We start from the raw sequence: 15,862 nt of genomic DNA, 5'->3' as shown, positions 1-15,862 counted from the left end.
TGGACATGGATCCAGACTCACCCGCGCACTGACTCGCTCGGCCATCAAGCTGGCTGCCAATGCAACTACACGAAGTCCGGGGGCTGACTAGACTGCTGTAACGCAGCAAAAAACAATAAAAACCCAGAAAAATAAAAAAGGGAATTCTTGCCGTGAGCGTAGCCCCCGTCCAATCGCCACACAGCATCAAAGACAAAGTCAGTGCCGCCGAATGGCAGACCCGCGTCGATCTGGCTGCCTGTTATCGTCTGGTTGCCCTGCATGGCTGGGATGACCTGATTTTCACGCATATCTCCGCCAAGGTGCCGGGCACTGAAGACTTCCTGATCAACCCGTTCGGCCTGATGTTCCATGAAATAACTGCATCGAGCCTGGTCAAGGTCGATCAGGCCGGCAACAAGTTGATGGACAGCCCTTACGAGATCAACCCGGCGGGATACACCATCCACAGCGCCGTGCATGAAGTCCGTCATGACGTCGCGTGTGTACTGCACACCCACACCGCGGCGGGGGTGGCGGTATCGGCACAGAAACAGGGCATCTTGCCGATCAGTCAGCAATCCTTGTTCGTCCTTTCCAGCCTGGCTTATCACGCCTACGAAGGCGTTGCGCTGAACCATGAAGAAAAGGCGCGACTGCAAGCTGACCTCGGAGAAAACAATTTCCTGATGCTGCACAACCACGGTCTGCTGACCTGTGGCGGCACCATCGCGGACACGTTCCTGATGATGTTTACCTTTCAGCGCGCCTGCGAGATTCAGGTGCTGGCGCAGAACGGTGGTGCGGAGCTGATCGCCATCGAACCGCAGATTCTGGCGGGCGCCAAGGCGATGATCGCCGGTGTCACCAAAAGTGCTCAAGGGATGGGCGGCGCGCTGGCCTGGCCGGCGCTGCTGCGCAAACTCGATAAACAAGACCCGGGTTATAAACTCTAAATGGCCCTCGCCGAGATTCCACTGTGTGTCTGGCGCAAGCGCAGCCAGACGTTCGTGTACCGCGGTCAGACCCTGCGCTATTGGACCGCTGGGCAGGGTGAGCCGCTGTTGCTGATTCATGGCTTCCCGACCGCCAGCTGGGACTGGCATTACCTGTGGCAGCCGCTGGTGCAGCGCTATCGGGTGATTGCCTGCGACATGCTCGGCTTCGGCGATTCGGCCAAACCGGTGAACCACGACTACAGCCTGCTGGAACAGGCCGATCTGCAACAGGCCTTACTGGCGCATCTGAACGTTGAACAACCCGTTCACGTGTTGGCACACGATTATGGCGACAGCGTGGCCCAGGAACTGCTGGCCCGGCACTATGAAACGCGCGCTGATATCGCCAGTTGCGTGTTTCTCAATGGCGGGCTGTTTCCCGAAACCCATCGCCCGGTGTTGATGCAAAAACTCCTGCTCAGCCCCTTGGGCTGGATGATCGGGCGAGCCTTTACCCGTGACGCGCTGGTGAAGAGTTTCCAGCAGGTCTTCGGTCCGCAGACCCGGCCCACCGAAAGTGAACTGGATGATTTCTGGAGTCTGGTCGATAGCAATCACGGGCAACGGATCATGCACAAATTGATCAGTTACATCCCGCAGCGCCGTGTCCAGCGTGAGCGTTGGGTCAGCGCCATGCAGCGTGGCGAGGTGCCGTTGCGGGTCATCGATGGCGAGGTCGATCCGGTTTCCGGCGCACACATGGTGGCGCGTTATCGGCAACTGATTCCCGACCCGGACACGGTCCTGCTGCCTGAGATCGGCCATTACCCGCAGATCGAAGCGCCGGCACAGGTGCTCAAGCACTATCTGGAATTTCGCGACCGACTGGTTTCACCGCCGCGCAAAGTGGCGTGTTCCTGACTATCCCGCTGCCTTATTGCGCACCATTCAGCTTTCTCCGTGTTTATTGTGACCAGTCGCCTTGTGCCTGACACTGGGATTCATTGTCCCCTGGTCTGCTGGAATTCCCCATGAATGAGTCTGTGCGCTTCGAAGATAAAGTCGTGATCGTCACCGGTGCGGGCGGCGGCTTGGGCCGGGCGCACGCGCTGCTGTTCGCAAAACAGGGCGCCAAAGTGCTGGTCAATGATCTCGGCGGTTCGGCTCAAGGCGAAGGCGCCAATGCATCGGCAGCCGATCAAGTGGTCGCACAAATTCGCGAGGCGGGCGGCACCGCCGAGGCCAACCACGATTCCGTCACCGACGGTGACAAAATCGTGCAACACGCCCTCGATACGTTCGGCCGTGTTGATGTAGTGGTGAACAACGCCGGCATCCTGCGAGACAAGACCTTTCACAAAATGGACGACAGCGACTGGGACCTGGTTTACCGCGTCCACGTCGAGGGCGCCTATAAAGTCACCCGCGCTGCCTGGCCACACATGCGTGAGCAAAACTATGGCCGCGTGATCTTCACGGCATCGACTTCGGGCATCTACGGCAACTTCGGCCAGTCCAACTACGGCATGGCCAAACTCGGCCTCTATGGCCTGACCCGCACACTGGCCATCGAAGGCCGCAAGAACAACATCCTGGTCAATGCCATCGCCCCGACCGGCGGCACCCGCATGACCGAAGGCCTGATCCCGCCACAAGTGTTCGAACAACTCAAGCCGGAGCTGGTGAGCCCGCTGGTGGTGTACCTGGCCAGCGAACATTGCCAGGAAACTTCGGGGTTATTCGAAGTGGGTGGCGGCTGGATGGGCAAGGTGCGCTGGGAGCGCAGCCTGGGCGCCGGGTTCGATCCGCGGGTGGGGTTTTCACCGGAAGATGTGGCGGCGCATTGGCAGCAGATCTGTGATTTCGAAGGCGCGGCGCATCCGAAGGACAATATTGAGGCGTTGAAAGAAATGATGGAGAACTTGCAGAAGTATTCGATTTAATGGCTTTTGGGCCTCCAAGCCGTAAGGATTTGGCTTGGAGGCTCCCAGATTTCAAACGTATCTATTTTCTATGACGAACTGGGGCGCTTTCCAGTTCGGGCCTTTGATTGCCAACCCCTTCTCGCCTTTAGCCAGCACACCCGCTGCGAAGAGTCGCGTGTACGCGCTTTCAAGCTCTCCATATTTGTCGAGAACTTCGCGGTTATAGCGTCTGATCATCATGTCCAAATGAGGGTTTGGTTTGAACAGTGCAAAAACCGTGACGATATCGTCCAGGGATTCATTTTTTATAATTTGCTCAATGGTGTTCATTGCCACATCTCCTTCAGAAGTCTTTGGTAGTAATACTTGTCCTGTTCTTCTGCTGCAGCTAAAGCTTCTGCTGTGTAGAGAAGTGTTTCATCGTCCTTTAACTTGTAGTCTTCCAACGTCGCAGTGTGAACGTTGTTCCATATAGGGGAATTCTCGTCTGGTATCTCAGAGTCGTTGTACCCCAAGGCTCTGAATCTTTCGAGTTCTCTGATTTCATGAGTGTAGTAACGCTTGTCGGTATCGGTTATGTCGAGTTCTCCTTTGAGAATTCTTTCCAACCGATCGATCATCACTTTGTTGGCATCAGAAGAAGGAAATCTGGATGTGTGCAGCTTGACCAAATCGACTCCTTCTTGAGAGGCAGTTGCGGGGTTCCACTCCAAATTCATTGTCGGCCCACCTGTTTGTTCTGGATTAAAGTCGCGACCGCTGTGTTCTCCTTTGACCCCAGCACCCTCGTAGGGACTGCTGATAACGACATACAGCGGCGCAATACCCGAATCATCCGGGAAGACGATGATGAACCTGTCCCAACCCTCCACCAGTATGGGATGCAGATCCAGACGTCCTTCGGCCGGCACGATCTGGGTTCCGGGATACGTCGGCGTATCAGCCTGAACAATCGGCCGTTCGGTCGAGCTGTTACCCGGCGTGACGGCGGGCGTCCAGGTCAGGGTGTTGGTGGAGTCAGGCAGGCTGAGTCGATAAACGTTGTTCTGCGTATCGAACGTTGCGTGCCTCACCGGAACGCTGGGGCGAATGTCGAACCCGTCGGCCGTGATGACGAACACCTCTGCGCCTGAGCCGATGGGTCTGTAGCCAATCCCGACTGGCAGATCCAGTGTTCCTTGTCGGTCCGCGATCGCTCGCAGTGACTGTGCGTTTTCCGGGGTCAGTTCCGCGAGCGGTACGCTCATCGTAAAACGCTCGCCGTTTCCCAGGCGCGAAGGCATTAGCAGAGCGGCAAAACCGATCAGTACAGAGCCCAGTGTCGCGGCGCCCGCCGCAGTAACCACCTGCAATGCCGAACGCAGTGCGGTGAGTATCGCGGCCGATGTTTCGGGAGCGAGGATGACCGCGGTCGAGGCGAAGAAAAATACCGGGCTGGAGACCGCCGTCGCACCTGACGCGGGATAAACATGCTGGACCGCCAGATCCACCTGCTGCTTCTCTTGGGCTTGCCGTTCGCTTTCAAGCCGAAGCAGCTCCGCCTGTCGTAGCTCCTCTGCCAGTGCCGCAAGCCGTGCCTGTTCGGCCGCCACTTGTCGTACGGCGGCTTCGGCGGCAACGCGCGCTTGTTCGACAGCCAGTCGTTGGGCCTCAGCCAGCGCCGCGAGCCGTGCCTGTTCCCGCGCCTTGATCGCGGCTTGCTCATTGAGGTGTGCCAATTCGGCGGCGACTCGACGGGCTTCCTGTTCCGCCGCCATTCGAGCCTGATCATTGACTTGCACGGCGGCCAGCCAGTTGAGTACGTTAACTTGCTGCTGGTTGAGCATCTGGATGGTTTGTGACAGCAACCGGGCTTCGTACGCCGCTTGGTACGACGCGAGCCAGGCCTGCATTGCGACACCATCCGGGCGGACCGGATTTTCCAGGGTCACGGCTTTGGGGTAGAACGCCTGCCAACGCCGGCCAATGGGGTCAACGCCATAAAAACGATTGGCGAGTGCCGTTTGGTGGTGAAAGTCGACTGTCTTGCGTGCCAGTAGCGTGTTGCGCACACCCAGTTCGCGAATGATTGCTTCGGCAGGGGGAAGCGGGTGAGTGGATCCTTCGAGTCTGGTGGCGGCCAGTTCTTGCTCGATGGTTTGCGGTAATTGACTGGATCGAACTTGATACTCCTGTTCTGAAGTCTTGATGGTGGTTTTTAGGACGTTCAGAACTCTGTCGACGACCGGCCCGTATGCGAAAAGGCCGTTCTCATAATGTGATGAAGTTGCGCGTATGGGGGTGAAACCCTGAGGCGCCGGCGCTGTGATACGTATGTCTTCATCCAATTCCCAAGGTGGAGGTTTTTGCATGTTCATATCCTTTGAATGTGCGTTGTATTCAAGAACGTACTAGGGGTCGGTTGTTTCGTGTTATTTAACGTTACAGTAGAAAAGGCGGGTGTGAGTCCGAGAGGTGTGTAGGTGTTTACATATAAAAAAGAAGGAGATTTCGGTGGTATATAAATAAATCAGGATGTTCTTTCGTATAAAAAGACATTTCCTATGCTATTGCGGGAAAGATCCTTCAAGAAAGTTTTCAACAGTAAAGAGAGCACTGTCGATGCAAATCCATCGCCCATAAAAAAGGCCGCTGCAAACGCAGCGGCCAAAGTAAGACGTTTGATCAAGGAGCAATAAATCAACGTCAGTGAACACGGGGTGATGAATCGAAATACGCTTCAACTCATCTGAAATCTTTCGCTAATGACCTGGGTTGATCACAGGCCTTCGCTTCGTGCTTTGCGCCGGTTTTCCGTGAAAGCCCGGCTAGAGTAAGGCCCTGAGCGCAAAGGAAAAATAGCGATTCCAGACATGCACTGTTACGGAGCGCGTAACAGTCCTGCTGCACATCGAAACGTCCCCATCCATTCCCCTGATAACCCTCCATCCAGCCCATCCATACCCCGCGCAAACCCCCGCCCCATGCGGCCATTCATCCTTTGGAGGTACAACGCGAATACCTCCTTGGTGCGCTTATCGCTCCTGGCGTGCGGCAGTAGGGTGGGGCCTTCTGTCACTCACCGGGGAAGACGCATGACAAAAACAACAATGCGCGCCATCTTCAAACCGCAAGCGCTGGCCGCTGCGGTGGCCTTGGGCTGCTGCGCCCAGGCGCAGGCTGTTTCATTCAACATCGGCGAAATCGAGGGGCAGTTCGATTCCTCGTTGTCGGTCGGCGCGAGCTGGGGCATGCGCGATGCCGACAAGTCACTGGTGGGCACCGTCAATGGCGGGACCGGCCAGTCTTCGACCGGTGATGACGGACGTCTGAACTTCAAGAAAGGCGAGACCTTCTCCAAGATCTTCAAAGGTATCCACGACCTCGAATTGAAGTACGGCGACACGGGCGTGTTCGTCCGTGGCAAGTACTGGTACGACTTCGAGCTGAAGGACGAAGACCGCGAGTTCAAGCAGATCAGTGACAACGGTCGCAAGGAAGGCGCCAAGTCGTCGGGCGCGCAGATCCTCGATGCGTTCGTCTATCACAACTATTCCATTGCCGATCTGCCGGGCACCGTGCGCGCCGGCAAGCAGGTGGTCAGCTGGGGTGAAAGCACCTTCATCGGCAACTCGATCAACAGCATCAACCCGGTTGACGTTTCAGCGTTCCGTCGTCCTGGCGCCGAGATCAAGGAAGGCCTGATTCCGGTGAACATGCTGTTCGCCTCCCAGGGCCTGACCGATCAGCTCACGGTGGAAGGCTTCTACCAACTGGAGTGGGATCAGACCGTTCTCGACAACTGCGGTACCTTCTTTGGCGTCGACGTGGTGGCGGACGGTTGCAACAACGGTTACACCGTCGGCAGCCCGGCGATTGCCCCGTTGGCGCCGCTCGCGGCAGCCTTTGGCCAACCTATTCAGGTCACCCGTGAGGGCGTAATCGTGCCCCGTGGCGGCGACCGCGATGCCCGGGATTCAGGGCAGTGGGGCACAGCCTTGCGCTGGCTCGGTGACGACACCGAATACGGCCTCTACTTCATGAACTATCACAGTCGCACACCGACCGTTGGCACCACCACCGCCGGGCTGTCGACACTGGCCAGCCTGCCGGGCATGGTCAGCATTGCCAACCGTCTGGCCCCGGGCAGCGGCTCCGGCCTGGCGCGAAGCGTGATGCTCGGGCGCGGCCAGTATTACCTCGAATACCCGGAAGACATTCGTCTGTACGGCGCGAGCTTCTCCACCACTTTGCCCACCGGTACTGCCTGGACCGGCGAAATCAGTTACCGGCCCAACGCTCCTGTGCAGGTCAACACCAACGACTTGACCCTGGCGTTGCTTAACCCGATCGCCGGCGGCGCCGCATCGCCTGTCGCGACCCGGCCAGGTGCCGACAACACGGGTTATCGCCGCAAGGAAGTGACCCAGGTCCAAAGCACCCTGACGCACTTCTTCGACCAAGTGTTGGGCGCCCAACGCCTGACCCTGGTCGGTGAAGCAGCGGTGGTACGGGTCGGTGGTCTGGAGTCACGGAGCAAGCTGCGTTATGGCCGTGATTCGGTCTACGGCCAGTACGGTTTCGGCGGCGATACCGACGGCTTCGTCACTTCTACCTCTTGGGGCTACCGCGCCCGGGCGATCCTTGATTACGCCAACGTGATCGGCGGGATCAACCTCAAACCCAACCTGTCCTGGTCCCATGACGTCGCCGGCTACGGCCCCAACGGGTTGTTCAACGAAGGCGCCAAGGCGGTCAGCGTCGGTGTCGATGCCGATTACCGCAACACCTATACCGCGAGCCTCAGTTACACCGACTTCTTCGGCGGTGACTACAACGTCCTGGAAGACCGTGACTTCCTGGCGCTGAGCTTCGGTGTGAACTTCTGATCTGGCTGAGAAGGATGATTTAAATGCGCAAGATGATTCTGCAATGCGGCGCCCTGGCCCTGAGCCTGTTGGCCGCCAACGTGATGGCGGCGGTCTCGCCGGAAGAAGCCAACAAGCTCGGCACCACACTCACGCCGCTGGGCGCCGAGAAGGCCGGCAACGCCGATGGCTCGATCCCGGCCTGGACCGGTGGCATCCCGAAAAACGCCGGCGCTGTCGACAGCAAAGGCTTCCTGGCTGACCCGTTCGCCAGTGAAAAGCCGCTGTTCACCATCACCGCTGCAACCGTTGATAAGTACAAGGACAAACTATCGGATGGCCAGGTGGCGATGTTCAAGCGCTACCCGGAAACGTACAGGATCCCGGTCTACCCGACCCATCGCACCGTGGGCCTGCCGCCGGAAATCTACGAGTCGGCCAAGCGCAGCGCGCTGAATGTGAACAGCATCAACGACGGTAACGGCCTGGCCAATTTCACCGGCAATCGCTATTACGCATTCCCGATTCCGAAGAACGGTGTCGAGGTGCTGTGGAACCACATCACCCGTTATCACGGCGGCAACCTGCGACGCATCATCACTCAGGTGACACCGCAGACCAACGGCAGCTACACGCCGATCCGTTTCGAGGAAGAGATCGCCGTACCGCAATTGATGAAGGATCTGGATCCGGAAAAAGGCGCCAACGTACTGACCTTCTTCAAACAATCGGTGACCGCGCCGGCGCGCTTGGCGGGCAACGTATTGCTGGTGCATGAAACCCTGGACCAGGTGAAAGAACCGCGTCTGGCGTGGATCTACAACGCCGGTCAACGTCGAGTACGACGCGCACCGCAAGTGGCCTACGACGGGCCGGGTACCGCCGCCGATGGTCTGCGCACCTCGGATAACTTCGACATGTTTTCCGGCGCGCCGGATCGCTACGACTGGAAACTGATCGGCAAAAAGGAAATGTACATCCCGTACAACAGCTACAAACTCGACTCGCCGAGCCTCAAGTACGATGACGTGGTAAAGGCGGGGCACATCAACCAGGACCTGACCCGCTACGAGCTGCACCGGGTCTGGGAAGTGGTCGGTACAGTCAAGCCGAGCGAGCGGCACATCTACGCCAAGCGCCACATGTACCTTGACGAAGACAGCTGGCAAGTGGCGCTGGTGGATCACTATGACGGTCGTGGTCAACTGTGGCGAGTGGCCGAAGGTCACGCTCAGTATTACTACGATCACCAGACTCCGGCCTACACGCTGGAGGCGCTCTACGACATCATTGCCGGCCGATACATTGCCCTGGGAATGAAGAACGAAGAGAAGCACAGCTTCGAATTCGGCTTCAACGCCAAGTCTGCGGACTACACCCCGTCAGCCCTGCGCGCCGAGGGCGTTCGGTAAGCGTTTTGGTACATTGGCATCACCAGAGGCGACCTGCGGGTCGCCTTTTTTATGGGCGCCAATCAGCGTCCTGAATACTTATCAACAAGCGGGCTAGAGAGGGCTAGGGTGGCCGGACAATTATAAAAAGGCACGCCGCAATGACCGCCATGACTCCGTGTCTGGACCGTTCTGGATTCCTTCCCCGCCTGTCTTCTCATCACCTGTCGCGGGCCCGCTTGAGCGAGCCGTTATTGGCCTCAACGGCACGGGTGAAATTGCTCTGCGCACCCGCCGGCAGTGGCAAGAGTGCGCTGCTCGCCGAATGCCTGTTGCAGGCGCCAACCCAGTGCCGGGTGCATTGGCTGCCATTGTCTGGCGTGGCGTCGAGCGCGGCGGATTTTCGTCATCGTCTGGCGCAGATGCTGGGGCTGGCCTCATCGGATGAAACCGGGTTGCTGGACAATCTGGCGCGATTGCAGGCGCCGACCTGGCTGTTTCTCGATGACTACTGCCGCCTGCCGAACCCGGAGTTGGACCTGTTACTGGACCGTATGCTGGCGATCAGCAGTCCGATGCTGAACTGGTGGCTGGGGGCTCGTCGTCGGCCGTCATGTAACTGGCCAAGGTTGCTGCTCGACGATGAGTTGTACGAGTGCGAAAGCGCTTCGCTGGCTTTCACCTCGGGCGAAGTCGAACAGATATTGCAGCCCTGGGTACCCGAGCAGGCCAGCAAGGTGGCCAGTCGGATCATCCAGCGTACCGGCGGCTGGTGTGCCGGTGTGCGGATTGCATTGCTGCACAAGTGCGATTGGTCGCGTCAGGACAAACCTCTGGGGCGGGCGGACACTTTGCTCGATTACCTGGAGCATGAGTTGTTCAGCTCGCTGAAGCCTGAGTTGAGCGAGGCTTGGCGCGTGCTGGCCCACTTGCCTCGCTTCAACGCCCGACTGTGCGATCACCTGTTCGGGGCCGGGGAAGGCGCTCAGTACCTGAAGACATTGCAAATGCTGGGCTGTTTTATCGAGCCTTGGCAGGACTCTACCGACTGGCTACAGATTTTCACCCCGTTCACCCAGTTGTTGCGCGATGAGCAATGGCCGGCGGGACGCTCCTGGCATCGGCGTGCCTGCCAGTGGTTCTGTGCCGAACAGGACTGGAAGTCGGCCTTTGAACAGGCATTGCTCGCCGAGGAATACGAAGTGGCGGTCAGCCTGTTGCAGCATTTCAGTTTCGAGCATTTGTTCGAGGAGCAGACGGTGGTCCTGTTGTTGCGTTTGCATGAGCAGCAAGGCGAGGAGTTGACGCTTGGCAGCCCGCAACTGGTCGGACTGATTACAGCTGCGCTGTTATTCGCCGGACGTTTTGAACAAGCGACTCTGTGCATCGCTCATTTGGCGAATTTCACGCCTCAACCCTCGGCGGTGCTTCAGCGTCAATTGATTGCGCGCTGGCAGTCCCTGCAGGGTTGGTTACTGCATTTGCAAGGGCGAATGGAAACTTCGCGCGTGCACTTTCTTGAAGCGTTGAGCGCGCTCGATCCCCAGTGTTGGACGGCGCGCCTGATGTGTTTGTCCGGTCTGACGCAACAAGCCTTGCTAAGGGGCGAACTCAACGTGGCGCAAGCCCATAACCGCGAGGCGCTGTGCCTGGCGCGGGCGCAAGGTTCGCTGGTGTTCGAGGGCTTGATGGAGCTCGATCATGCGCAATTGCTGGAGCAACGGGGTGCGGCGATGCGGGCCGAGAGTCTGCTTTGCGACATCGATGAATTGCTCCGCCAGCGTTCGGATCGACCTGCACCCTTGTTGGGACGAATTGCATTGCGTCGTGGGCGGTTGGCCCTGTGTCAGGGACAAGACAAGGAGGCCGCCGAATTCTTCCAGTCCGGCCTTGAGGACTGTCTGCGCAGTCAGGATAAGCGTGCGTTACATGGTTTTCTCGGGCAGGCGCAGGTGGCGGCCAATCAGGGAGATTACGCCCACGCGTTCGTCCGCTTGCGCGATGCCGAGCGGCTGATGCAACAGCGGCATATTCCCGATACGGTCTATCGCGGGGTGTTGCTGCAGGTCAGCAGCCAGTTCTGGTTACAGCAACGTCGCCCGGGACTGGCCCGTGAAGCGCTGAGTCGAGTGCTGCGTCACTACCGTGGACCTCATGCGCGTCAGGCACCACCGGCGACGCTGGAGCTGATTGCGCGAGTCGAGTACCAGTTGGTATTGGCAGAGACCTATCTGCAGGAGGCAAAAAAACCGCTGGATCAGCTCAAGGCCTTGCTCGATCACGCGCAACGCCATGCCATGCTGGCGCTGGAAACCGAACTGCACTTTGCGATTGCCGAAGTGGCGGATCTTACCGGCGAAGCCACGCTTGCCAGGTCAGCACTGGAGGCAGGCCTGGAACTGGTGAATCGCTGCAACTTGCAGCAGGCCTTGCGCGAATTGCGCCTTCGCCAGCCGAGCCTGCTGTGTCGCCTGGGTGAAGATGAACAATTGAACTCGACGGCGATGGAGGCCAACCCGCTGAGCGGGCGAGAGCTTGAGGTGCTGGGTCTGATTGCCCAAGGCAACTCGAATCAGCAGATTGCCGAGCAGTTGTTTATTTCATTGCATACGGTGAAAACCCACGCGCGACGAATACATGGCAAGTTGGGCGTTGAGCGTCGAACCCAAGCCGTGGCCACAGCGAAGAAGTTGGGGCTTATATCGCAAGCCTGATAGTCGGGCAGCGAGTACTGTAACTAATGCAAACAGACTGTCGCGTGCATTGGTTACGGTTGTCGTTAAGATGTCGATCAGCGTCTGAAGTCAGTCGCTATCAACTGTTAGTTATGGAGTTTTAAATCATGGAAGATCTGAATATTGAACGCGTGCGTGCCATTTTGCATGCAAAAGTCAGCGGTCGTGGAATTGATGTAAACAAAGTCTATGTCAACGGTGTTAATGCCCTTGAGAATCCGTTGGTCACGTATTCTCAAACACTGGTATGGGCATTTTTCCTGAAGTTACAGGAGGGTGAAGTGCCGTATTTTGAAGGGGAGCATTTGGGGCTTTTTTCCGAAGCTTATACGTTCGATTCGCAGTATCGTTTTAAAGGTCTGGAGTTTGACGAAGTCAATGGGCTGGGCGCAGACATGGAGCAGATTTTTCTGGCTGAATCGGTGATTTAATGAAAAGCGGTTGTGCGAATTTATGTTGATGCACAACCGTTTTTTTTATGATGTCGGCGCAGTGGGCTCAAACCCCATCCGCCAACTTACGGCCCGGGTCGCCGCCAGCAAACGCTGCGCCGCCGGGCCGTTTTCATCGGCGTGAAACAACGAGGTCGGGCCGACGATGGTCATCACCGCCGCCACCTGTCCGACCGCATTGAACACCGGCGCCGACAACGCATCCACGCCGGGCATCAGCAAACCGTGAACATGGTGCAGGCCGCGTTCGCGGATCTGTTCGCATAAGCTCGCATAAACCTTTTCGTCCGCCAGCGGATGGGCATCGACGGCGATTTCCTGCTCGCGCAATTCATCTGTTTCGCGGTGGGGCAAATAGGCACTGAACACCAGCCCTGTCGACGAGCTGAGCAACGGTAAAACCGAGCCCAATTGCGTGACCACCGTCACCGCCCGCACCGCCGGTTCGATGTGTACCACCGTCGCACCCTGATTGCCCCACACCGCTATAAAGCAGGTTTCGTTCAGCTCATCACGCAACTCGGCCAAGGGCAGGGCGGCGACTTTCAGCACGTCCATACTGTTCAAAGCAGCCAGGCCGACCCGAAGCGCCTCACGGCCGAGGCCGTAATGGTTGGTGGCGGGGTTCTGCTCGGCAAAGCCGCTGGCGATCAGCGCCTGCAAATAGCGATGCACCTTGCTCGCCGGCATCTGCACGTGTTCGGCCAAGCGTGACAACGAGGTCGACGGCGACAGCTCGGCAAGCGCCTTGAGGATGTCGGTACCGACTTCGGCCGAACGGACTTTCTGTTTACCGTTGCTTTCGCTGGTCATGAGGCGGTGTGATCCCGGGACGAATGGGCGTCTTTATAGCTTGACGGTCAATACCAATCAAATTACGTTATGCGTAATCGAATTACGATAAAAATAACCCAGGCGTGCCAAGACCTCTTCAACAGAGTGACAGGCCATTGCCTACTTCCGTTCAGGAGGCTCCATGAACCTCGATTCAACGGCGCCAGCGCTGGCTTATCAGTCAGGCTTTGGCAATGAATTCAGCAGCGAAGCGTTGCCCGGCGCACTGCCCGTCGGCCAGAACTCCCCGCAAAAAGCCCCTTACGGCCTGTACGCCGAACTGTTCTCCGGCACGGCCTTTACCATGGCTCGCAGCGAAGCACGACGGACCTGGATGTACCGCATTCAGCCGTCGGCCAACCACCCGGCATTCGTCAAACTGGATCGGCAACTGGCCGGCGGCCCATTGGGTGAAGTAACCCCCAATCGCCTGCGCTGGAACCCCTTGGACATGCCGACCGAACCCACCGATTTCATCGATGGGCTGGTGAGCATGGCCGCCAATTCGGGCGCGGAAAAACCGTCCGGGATCAGCATTTATAACTACCGCGCCAACCGTTCCATGGAGCGCGTGTTCTTTAACGCCGATGGCGAACTGTTGCTGGTGCCGCAACTGGGCCGCTTGCGTATCGCCACCGAACTGGGCGTGCTGGAGCTGGAACCACTGGAAATAGCCGTCCTGCCGCGCGGGCTGAAATTCCGCGTCGAACTGCTCGATCCGCAAGCCCGCGGCTACATCGCGGAAAATCACGGCGCCCCTCTGCGCCTGCCGGATCTTGGGCCGATCGGCAGCAACGGTCTGGCTAACCCGCGAGATTTCCTGGCTCCGGTGGCCCATTACGAAAACCTCAAGCAACCGACCACCCTGGTGCAGAAATTCCTCGGCCAGTTGTGGGGTTGTGAACTCGACCATTCGCCGCTGAACGTGGTCGCCTGGCACGGTAACAACGTGCCGTACAAATATGACCTGCGCCGTTTCAACACCATTGGCACAGTCAGTTTCGATCACCCGGATCCATCGATTTTTACCGTCCTGACCTCGCCGACCAGCGTGCACGGTCTGGCCAACCTCGACTTCGTGATCTTCCCGCCACGCTGGATGGTCGCCGAGAAAACGTTCCGTCCGCCGTGGTTCCATCGCAACCTGATGAACGAATTCATGGGCCTGATCCAGGGCGAATACGATGCCAAGGCCGAAGGTTTCGTGCCTGGCGGTGCGTCGTTGCACAGTTGCATGAGCGCCCACGGCCCTGACGGCGAAACCTGCACCAAGGCGATCAGCGCTGAACTGGCGCCGGCTAAAATCGATAACACCATGGCCTTCATGTTCGAGACCAGCCAAGTGTTGCGTCCGAGCCGATTCGCCCTGGATTGCCCGCAACTGCAAAACAATTACGACGCTTGCTGGGCTACGTTGCCCGCCACTTTCGACCCGACCCGGAGATAACCCATGACTCAGACTTCCATCACTCGTAGCTGGGTTGCCTCCGCCAATGGCCACGCGGATTTTCCGCTGCAGAACCTGCCGTTGGGCGTGTTCAGCGTGAAGGGCTCCGCGCCGCGCAGTGGCGTGGCGATCGGTGATCACATTTTTGATCTGGAAGCGGCACTGGATGCCAGCCTGTTCGATGGCATTGCGAAGAAAGCTGTCGAAGCCACCCGTGGCGGCCAGTTGAATGCGTTCTTCGAATTGGGCCGCGAGGCTCGTGTCGCTTTGCGCGAACGTCTGCTGGAACTGTTTGCCGAAGGCAGCACCCTGCACGGCAAGATCGAAGCCCAAGGTGCCAAACTGCTGCCGCTGGCGGCGGATTGCGAAATGCACCTGCCGGCGAAGATCAACGACTACACCGACTTCTACGTCGGCATCGAGCACGCGCAGAATGTCGGCAAACTGTTCCGCCCGGACAACCCGTTGCTGCCGAACTACAAGTACGTGCCGATTGGTTACCACGGCCGTGCATCGACCATTCGCCCGTCCGGCACTGACGTACGCCGTCCGAAAGGCCAGACCCTGCCGGCCGGCCAGACCGAGCCGACGTTTGGTCCGTGCGCCCGTCTGGACTACGAACTGGAATTGGGTATCTGGATCGGTCAGGGCAACGTGATGGGCGACTCCATCGCCATCGGTGATGCCGCCGACCACATCGCCGGTTTCTGCCTGCTCAACGACTGGTCGGCGCGGGACATCCAGGCCTGGGAATACCAGCCGCTGGGTCCATTCCTGTCCAAGAGTTTCATCACCAGCATTTCGCCGTGGGTGGTGACGACCGAAGCGCTGGAGCCGTTCCGTCGTGCGCAGCCTGCGCGCCCGGAAGGCGATCCGCAGCCGTTGCCGTATCTGTTCGACAAACGTGATCAGGCCGCCGGTGCCTTCGACATCGAACTCGAAGTGCTGCTGCTGACCGAATCGATGCGCGAGCAAAATCTGCCAGCCCATCGCCTGACCCTCAGCAACACCCAACACATGTACTGGACCGTTGCACAACTGGTTGCGCACCACAGCGTCAACGGCTGCCAGTTGCAGGCCGGTGATCTGTTCGGTTCGGGCACGCTGTCCGGTCCTGAAAACGGCCAGTTCGGCAGCCTGCTGGAAATCACCGAGGGCGGTAAAAAACCGATCGAACTGGCGTCGGGCGAGGTGCGTAAATTCCTTGAGGACGGCGACGAAATCATTCTGCGCGCGCGTTGCAGCCGCGAGGGTTTTGCTTCCATCGGTTTCGGCGAATGCCGCGGCAAAGTGCTGCCAGCGCGCTAAGAGGAT

Annotated in this window: 12 protein-coding genes; 9 read left to right on the top strand and 3 right to left on the bottom strand. The window is 58.5% G+C overall.

The genetic code is table 11. The features are described from left to right. Positions 1-152: 152 nt before the first annotated feature. The 3 genes from ACZ3HH_RS21755 (at position 153) to ACZ3HH_RS21745 (ending at position 2,860) form a co-directional block, all read left to right on the top strand. The gene (locus ACZ3HH_RS21755; RefSeq protein WP_465807557.1) at positions 153-935 is read left to right on the top strand and encodes a class II aldolase/adducin family protein; all 783 of its coding nucleotides are present in this window, start codon (positions 153-155) and stop codon (positions 933-935) included. Then, positions 936-1,838 (top strand): alpha/beta fold hydrolase, encoded by a 903-nt coding sequence (locus ACZ3HH_RS21750; protein ID WP_465807555.1) that lies wholly within the window; start codon positions 936-938, stop codon positions 1,836-1,838. It begins immediately after the preceding gene. A gap of 110 nt (positions 1,839-1,948) precedes the next feature. Continuing rightward, entirely contained in the window at positions 1,949-2,860 is a 912-nt protein-coding gene (locus tag ACZ3HH_RS21745; protein ID WP_465807553.1) for an SDR family oxidoreductase, read from the top strand. Between the two features lie 51 nt (positions 2,861-2,911). Here ACZ3HH_RS21745 and ACZ3HH_RS21740 read toward each other — a convergent pair whose 3' ends face one another. Next, entirely contained in the window at positions 2,912-3,172 is a 261-nt protein-coding gene (locus tag ACZ3HH_RS21740; RefSeq protein WP_465807551.1) for a hypothetical protein, read from the bottom strand. After that, entirely contained in the window at positions 3,169-5,193 is a 2,025-nt protein-coding gene (locus ACZ3HH_RS21735; RefSeq protein WP_465807549.1) for an S-type pyocin domain-containing protein, read from the bottom strand. The genes ACZ3HH_RS21740 and ACZ3HH_RS21735 overlap by 4 nt, the downstream gene beginning before the upstream one ends. 723 nt (positions 5,194-5,916) lie before the next feature. Between ACZ3HH_RS21735 and ACZ3HH_RS21730 the strand changes: the two genes are divergently transcribed. From ACZ3HH_RS21730 to ACZ3HH_RS21715, 4 genes are all read left to right on the top strand, one after another. Further along, on the top strand, positions 5,917-7,710 hold the full coding sequence (locus ACZ3HH_RS21730) for a DUF1302 domain-containing protein (RefSeq protein ID WP_465807547.1): 1,794 nt from the start codon (positions 5,917-5,919) through the stop codon (positions 7,708-7,710). A gap of 23 nt (positions 7,711-7,733) precedes the next feature. After that, on the top strand, positions 7,734-9,101 hold the full coding sequence (locus ACZ3HH_RS21725; protein ID WP_465807545.1) for a DUF1329 domain-containing protein: 1,368 nt from the start codon (positions 7,734-7,736) through the stop codon (positions 9,099-9,101). 140 nt (positions 9,102-9,241) lie between these two features. Then, positions 9,242-11,794 carry a LuxR C-terminal-related transcriptional regulator gene (locus ACZ3HH_RS21720; RefSeq protein WP_465807543.1) on the top strand — a complete coding sequence of 851 codons (2,553 nt, stop codon included), beginning with the start codon at positions 9,242-9,244 and terminating at the stop codon, positions 11,792-11,794. A gap of 128 nt (positions 11,795-11,922) precedes the next feature. Further along, positions 11,923-12,246, top strand: a complete 324-nt coding sequence (locus ACZ3HH_RS21715) for a hypothetical protein (RefSeq protein WP_465807541.1) — start codon at positions 11,923-11,925, stop codon at positions 12,244-12,246. A gap of 45 nt (positions 12,247-12,291) precedes the next feature. Here ACZ3HH_RS21715 and ACZ3HH_RS21710 read toward each other — a convergent pair whose 3' ends face one another. Continuing rightward, positions 12,292-13,080 (bottom strand): IclR family transcriptional regulator, encoded by a 789-nt coding sequence (locus ACZ3HH_RS21710; protein WP_460147890.1) that lies wholly within the window; start codon positions 13,078-13,080, stop codon positions 12,292-12,294. A gap of 163 nt (positions 13,081-13,243) precedes the next feature. On the opposite strand from ACZ3HH_RS21710, the gene hmgA reads away from it, so the two are divergent. Next, positions 13,244-14,548 carry a homogentisate 1,2-dioxygenase gene (gene hmgA / locus ACZ3HH_RS21705; protein WP_465807538.1) on the top strand — a complete coding sequence of 435 codons (1,305 nt, stop codon included), beginning with the start codon at positions 13,244-13,246 and terminating at the stop codon, positions 14,546-14,548. Between the two features lie 3 nt (positions 14,549-14,551). After that, positions 14,552-15,856: a fumarylacetoacetase gene (fahA, locus tag ACZ3HH_RS21700; RefSeq protein WP_465807536.1), complete on the top strand. Its 1,305-nt coding sequence runs from the start codon at positions 14,552-14,554 to the stop codon at positions 15,854-15,856. The last annotated feature ends 6 nt before the right edge of the window (positions 15,857-15,862 follow it).

This window comes from Pseudomonas sp. PME37.24/025, from assembly GCF_055556615.1.
The sequence above is the reverse complement of the archived record's forward strand: the minus strand, read 5'-3'. Positions and strand labels throughout refer to the sequence as shown.

Coding starts and splice junctions, on each gene's coding strand:
- ACZ3HH_RS21735 (WP_465807549.1), bottom strand. CDS start 5,193: ATGCAAAAACCTCCACCTTGGGAATTGGATGAAGACATACGTATCACA.
- ACZ3HH_RS21745 (WP_465807553.1), top strand. CDS start 1,949: ATGAATGAGTCTGTGCGCTTCGAAGATAAAGTCGTGATCGTCACCGGT.
- fahA (WP_465807536.1), top strand. CDS start 14,552: ATGACTCAGACTTCCATCACTCGTAGCTGGGTTGCCTCCGCCAATGGC.
- ACZ3HH_RS21720 (WP_465807543.1), top strand. CDS start 9,242: ATGACCGCCATGACTCCGTGTCTGGACCGTTCTGGATTCCTTCCCCGC.
- ACZ3HH_RS21715 (WP_465807541.1), top strand. CDS start 11,923: ATGGAAGATCTGAATATTGAACGCGTGCGTGCCATTTTGCATGCAAAA.
- hmgA (WP_465807538.1), top strand. CDS start 13,244: ATGAACCTCGATTCAACGGCGCCAGCGCTGGCTTATCAGTCAGGCTTT.
- ACZ3HH_RS21725 (WP_465807545.1), top strand. CDS start 7,734: ATGCGCAAGATGATTCTGCAATGCGGCGCCCTGGCCCTGAGCCTGTTG.
- ACZ3HH_RS21740 (WP_465807551.1), bottom strand. CDS start 3,172: ATGAACACCATTGAGCAAATTATAAAAAATGAATCCCTGGACGATATC.
- ACZ3HH_RS21730 (WP_465807547.1), top strand. CDS start 5,917: ATGACAAAAACAACAATGCGCGCCATCTTCAAACCGCAAGCGCTGGCC.
- ACZ3HH_RS21750 (WP_465807555.1), top strand. CDS start 936: ATGGCCCTCGCCGAGATTCCACTGTGTGTCTGGCGCAAGCGCAGCCAG.
- ACZ3HH_RS21710 (WP_460147890.1), bottom strand. CDS start 13,080: ATGACCAGCGAAAGCAACGGTAAACAGAAAGTCCGTTCGGCCGAAGTC.